The sequence below is a fragment of the Pseudomonas sp. HMWF006 genome (genome assembly GCF_003061205.1).
Classification (GTDB): domain Bacteria; phylum Pseudomonadota; class Gammaproteobacteria; order Pseudomonadales; family Pseudomonadaceae; genus Aquipseudomonas; species Aquipseudomonas monsensis.
Map to the genome: position 1 here is coordinate 3,900 of NZ_QAIU01000316.1, position 5,235 is coordinate 9,134.

A 5,235-nucleotide genomic window follows, 5' to 3' on the forward strand; every position below is an offset into this window, starting at 1 on the left:
TCGCCGAAGGCGATGTACATCCATGACAGCGCGATCAGGATGAACAGCGAAGGCAGCACGAACAGTGCGCCTGCAATCACCCCGCCCCAGGTTCGGTGCATGAGCCAGCCGATGTAGGTCGCCAATTGCTGGGCTTCTGGCCCGGGCAGCAACATGCAGTAGTTCAGCGCATGCAGAAAGCGGCGCTCGGAAATCCAGCGCCGGCGCTCTACCAGTTCCTGGTGCATGATCGAAATCTGCCCGGCCGGTCCGCCGAAGCTGATGAACCCCAGCTTCAGCCAGAACCAGAACGCCTCGCGCAGGCTGATCGGCTGGGGCGTCGACAATGGCTCGCCGGACGCGGGTACGCAAACCTTATTCATGGGGGCGCTTCTCCGTCACAAACCCGGCCATTTGCGCAATAAGGTCAGGGGTTCACCGCGAAAACGCAAACGCTTTCACGGCTGCCCAGTAACTTTTTGCATGACCGCGGATGGCCGTCGGGACGGCGTTGATCGCGTGTGCGGCGCTGTCCTGATCCTCAGTCGTCCATCGTGCTCAGCACTTCCCCGGTGGCAGCATCTTCGAGCCAGACTTTCAGACGATTGAGGCCCACGTATTTCGAGCGGGCCATGATTTTCTGCCCCGGCTTGCCGTCGAACTTCAAGTCCGCAAACAGAAATTGTCGCGGCAGGCGGTATTCCAGCTGAATGGTGTAGGTGCCCGGCTTGAGCACCGCGCGCTGCGGGGAGTCGTTCTTGTAGTAGTACGTGGAAAAGGGAATGTTGCCGACTTTTTCGTCGTTGATCCGGATGATGTTCAGGTCCGGCTGCAGATCGGCGAAGTGGCGCTGGGGACGGCCGGCATAAGTGTCGGTTTCGACGACGGTATAGCGCGATTCGTCGACCGCCGTGACAGCACCGACGTTGGAATACGCAGGCATTTCCGCACAACCTTGCAGGCATAGCAGGGCGGCGACGAGAGGAAGCAGGATTTTTTTCATCAATGGAACCTGATTGACTTTGATGTTGTACAACCAACAGTGATTTTGCAGGTCCGCTACAGGCGGCCTAGGCGAAGAAAACGTCAACGACAGTCGCTCTCACGCCCGGCCAAAACCAAGGAATGACAGCAGTTTGTTGCCCGCTTTGCGTTCGTAGAAGGGTGTGGTTTGCGTGAGGAAATATTCGCTCAGCCCCGTCTCGCCGGGACACACGCGACACAGATCAACGGCTTCGCCAGCCGGTGCCGTATCTGCCGCGACGTTCCCCGCTTCGCGCATGACCTGCTCGAAGTCGCCGTCGACCTCAATTCCCACGATCAGGTGCGGTTTTTCATCTAGCGAGGTGTCGTGCATCAGCGCGAGAAAAGCGCGCTTCACGTTGCGGTGTTTGGCCAGTAACTGCTTCAGCGAGTTGACCAGGGTTGACGGGTAATGCGCAGGCTGGCCGAGCAATACACTGGTTTCTTTTTCGACAGTGCGCGAGGTGGCTTTCTGGCCGACTTCATCGCTGAGCAGATTGCGCACTTCTTCGGGGAAAAACTCTTTGCCATAAAGCGACTTGGGATTCAGGAACAGGTGCGCACCCTGGGTCATCTCGAACAGGGCCCTGGCGGGCAGCTCCAGATAACTTTCCTCGCCGTCGATTGATTGTTGCAGCGTTGCCAGCGACGAAAAGAACGGAATGACCGACGTGCCGTCCGCTTTCTGCCAATGGGCGATGCTGACGTTGCTGCCGGCCTCGAGATTGACCAGGCCGTCCGCTGTGCCCGTCGTGCCGAGGATATAAACCGGTGAGTTCAACAAAGTCTTGAAGAACTCGGGACGATGCGCCGGTTCGTCGGCGGCCAGCCTGAGGCTTGTTTCGAGTGGGTTTTCTGACGGTGTGCCCATGATGTCTGTCCGTGACTCTCTGAAAAATGATCGGCAAAGAACAAGCCAAGGGAACGCAGCGTTACGCAGAGCTTGCCGGTGGGTCAGAGCAGATTCCACGACACGCCGAGGTAAACCCCCATGCCTTCACCCGGTGTCGAACGCGCGGCGTCCAGTCCTTTATCGTCATATCCCGGCGTAACTGTAGCGGCGTAGTGTTGGTTGGTCAGATTGCGCATGTCCAGCCACGTCTGCCAGTCGCCCTTGGGCGCGTTATAGCCCAGCGTTGCGCCGAACAGCGCATAGGGATCGGCGTAGTAACTGTTGGCGTAATCCACGGCGACTTTCGATACCAGTTGCGTATTGAGCGCCGCGAAGAAGCCCTGTGGCCAGTCATAGCGCAACTCACCCTGGTAGTAGTGCATTGGCAGCCCCGGCAAGCGGTTGTCGCCGAAGCGATCATCATCGCGATAGTGGAAGTCGCTGAAGGTGTAGGCCTGGCGCAGGCTCAACCGGCGACCATCAGCGGCGGACCAGAGTTTGCTGTTCAGGCTTGCCTCGACCCCTTGGTGAACGGTAGGGCTGGCATTGAGTTCGTAAGGCGTGACGGCGTTGGCGTCCGGCAATACCGACAGCAATTCGTGGCGCACTTGCGCGTAGTACCACGCCAGACTCCACTCACCGGCGGCACTCTCGCCACGTCCGCCCAGTTCAAGGGTGGTAGCGGTCTGGTTCTGCAGTTTGATCGGGTCTTTTTGCGTGCCGGTCGCCGCGCCATTGCCGGCCGGGAAACGCACATTGGAGCTGTAGATCAGCGACCACGGGTGCGGTGCTTCGACCGAGCGGCTGAGGTTGCCGAACAGTTGCAAGTCCGGCGTGACCTGATAGCGCAGGCCGATGCGCGGCGCGTAATCCCAGTCGTTCATGCTGGTTTTGCCGCCGCTTTGCGGCAGGGTCACGGCGCTTTCGCGGCGGGTGTAGATTGCCGCGAGGCCAGTGGTCAGCCACAGGTCATCGGCGATTTCCAGGTCGTTGCCGGCGTGCAGAACGGTGTCCGAACCTTGATAGGTGAAGTTGCGCATGTGTGTGCCCGGCACGTAATTGATGGTGTTCGGAGCGGTGGGGATGCGCACGAACTCGCTGGCTCCGTCATTGGGCAGGTGTTTGGTCACGCGCAGGCCAACGGTGCTGCGGCTTTCCATGCCGAAAATCGTGTCACGGCGTTTGTAGTCGAACGTGCCGCTGACGTCGGTATAGGCGACTTTCAAGCGGTTCGGGCCTTCGCGCAAATCCATCGGGTAATCGTGGTAGACGAGGCCGGTCTGAATGCTCGAATCGTCGTCGATGTAGTAGGTGGTCTTGTTACCGATGAAGGTGCTGCCCGGCTGCTTGCGGCTGTCGTCACGCGCCACATAGGACGGATTGGCCGCGCGAGGCGAGTGTTCGATGGCGTGCTTGGTCACGCGGCCGGCGAGGTCGTTGTCGGTTTCGCGGTAACGGATGTAGAAGCGCGTTTCCAGGTTCGGATTGAAGCGATAGCCGAAGTTGGCGATTACGCCTTTGCTCTCGCTGGCGGTGTGATCCTGATAGCCGTCGGCGTTGGCATCGGTCAGCGACACGTAGTAATCGAAGTCGCCCAATACTTGCCCGGAGCTGATCTGGCGCTGTTGATAGCCGTGGCTGCCGGTGGCGTAGCGCACTTGCAGCTTCGGCGCGTCGTAGCCGGTGTGGCTGACGTAGTCGATGGCGCCGCCCAGCGCCAGAGAGCCCCGGTCAAAGCCGTTGGCACCGCGCAACACTTCAACGTGATCGACCCACAGCGGTTCGAGCAATTCGTAAGGCGTGCCACCGGGGCCCGTCAGCGGCAAGCCGTCGAGCATCGTGTACAGCCCCGACGCGTGCGCGCCCGGCGCCCGGTTGATGCCCGAACCGCGGATGGAAATCTTCACGCCTTCGTTGCCCGCCGACTGCGCATACACACCCGGCTGATACGCCAGCACATCCTGGTTGCTCGCCACGCGACCCTGCAAGGGCTGGCGCATGTCGACCACATTGGTGCCGCCGGGCACCTGTTCGAGGCGGGCCCTGGCCTCTTCAATCGAAGCGTCCGCAGCGTTTTGATCCTGCGCCGAAATCAGCACTTGCCCCAGTTCCAGACCTTGAGTCTCGGCCAGTGCCGGGCAGGCGAGGGCGAGGCCCAGCAGGGCGGCGGGCAGGGATTTGGACGCGGACATCGAGAAAACTCCAGGCAGAGGGGAACGGGCAATGAACAGTGCGACGCAAGAAAGATCCAGGGAAACACATGGCGACTGTGCTTTTTTGCCAGGCCATGGCAAACGGCCGGTCATGAACTAACCTCACGTGTCTGGATTGCCCGGTCAATCAACATTTCATTGCGGTCGTGTTTCATGAGGGCTCGGTCATGGCAAAAGACAAAAAGAAGGCCGCCAAGGCATCTGAACGTCCGAAGTTGAACAACAAGGACTACCTTGCGCAGTTGCGCAAGCTGCACGTCGAACTGGTCAAGTTGCAGGAGTGGGTCATTGCCAGCGGCGCCAAGGTCTGCATCGTGTTTGAAGGCCGCGACGGCGCCGGCAAGGGCGGGGTGATCAAGGCGATCACCGAGCGCGTCAGCCCGCGGGTCTTTCGTGTGGTGGCGCTGCCCGCGCCGACCGACCGTGAAAAGAGCCAGATGCACGTGCAGCGTTACCTGCCGCATTTACCGGCGGGTGGCGAAGTGGTGATTTTTGATCGCAGCTGGTACAACCGCGCCGGCGTCGAGCGTGTAATGGGGTTCTGCACCGAGGAGCAGGCCGACAAGTTCCTCAACTCCATCCCGTGGGTGGAGCACACGATCGTCCAGTCTGGCGTGATCCTGCTCAAGTACTGGCTGGAAGTCAGCCCCGAAGAACAGACCCGCCGGCTTGAGGCGCGGATCAACGATGGGCGCAAGATCTGGAAACTGACCCCAATGGATCTCAAGTCCTACAGCCGCTGGTACGACTACTCACGAGCGCGGGACGAAATGTTCAAGCGCTCCGACACCGAACACGCACCGTGGCTGGTCGCCGATTCCAACGACAAGCGCCGTGCACGCCTGAACATCATCACCGATCTGCTCAGTCGCATTCCGTATGAAGACGTGAAGCGCGAGAAGGTGACGCTGCCCAAACGGCAGAAACCGGGCAACTACGAAGAACCGAACTATCCATACCGGCGGGTCGCAGAACCCTACTGAGAGGGAGGCCACTTGCCGGCGGTCAAGTGGCGCACTGGCTCAGACAACGCTGGCGCGGGTCAGGCTGCTGACGTGTCCGATGCCCGCCGCCTTCAATCGGTCGATCAGGTCATTGCGAGCATTTTGTCCGCCCGCCCGGATGTAC

General features: G+C 60.3%; 5 protein-coding genes. 1 reads left to right on the plus strand and 4 read right to left on the minus strand.

The features are described from left to right. The 4 genes from DBR24_RS32085 to DBR24_RS12915 all read right to left on the minus strand — a co-directional run. A partial coding sequence (locus DBR24_RS32085) for a chromate transporter (protein ID WP_371921282.1) occupies positions 1–362 on the minus strand: 362 nt, incomplete at its 3' end. A 158-nt stretch (positions 363–520) separates the two neighbouring features. Continuing rightward, positions 521–982: a hypothetical protein gene (locus tag DBR24_RS12905; RefSeq protein ID WP_128614948.1), complete on the minus strand. Its 462-nt coding sequence runs from the start codon at positions 980–982 to the stop codon at positions 521–523. A gap of 99 nt (positions 983–1,081) precedes the next feature. Continuing rightward, positions 1,082–1,873 carry an enhanced serine sensitivity protein SseB gene (sseB, locus tag DBR24_RS12910; protein WP_128614949.1) on the minus strand — a complete coding sequence of 264 codons (792 nt, stop codon included), beginning with the start codon at positions 1,871–1,873 and terminating at the stop codon, positions 1,082–1,084. A gap of 83 nt (positions 1,874–1,956) precedes the next feature. Continuing rightward, positions 1,957–4,086, minus strand: a complete 2,130-nt coding sequence (locus DBR24_RS12915; protein WP_128614950.1) for a TonB-dependent receptor domain-containing protein — start codon at positions 4,084–4,086, stop codon at positions 1,957–1,959. 188 nt (positions 4,087–4,274) lie between these two features. Between DBR24_RS12915 and ppk2 the strand changes: the two genes are divergently transcribed. Continuing rightward, positions 4,275–5,090, plus strand: a complete 816-nt coding sequence (gene ppk2 / locus DBR24_RS12920; protein WP_128614951.1) for a polyphosphate kinase 2 — start codon at positions 4,275–4,277, stop codon at positions 5,088–5,090. Positions 5,091–5,235: the final 145 nt, after the last annotated feature.

Coding starts and splice junctions, on each gene's coding strand:
- ppk2 (WP_128614951.1), top strand. CDS start 4,275: ATGGCAAAAGACAAAAAGAAGGCCGCCAAGGCATCTGAACGTCCGAAG.
- DBR24_RS12905 (WP_128614948.1), bottom strand. CDS start 982: ATGAAAAAAATCCTGCTTCCTCTCGTCGCCGCCCTGCTATGCCTGCAA.
- sseB (WP_128614949.1), bottom strand. CDS start 1,873: ATGGGCACACCGTCAGAAAACCCACTCGAAACAAGCCTCAGGCTGGCC.
- DBR24_RS12915 (WP_128614950.1), bottom strand. CDS start 4,086: ATGTCCGCGTCCAAATCCCTGCCCGCCGCCCTGCTGGGCCTCGCCCTC.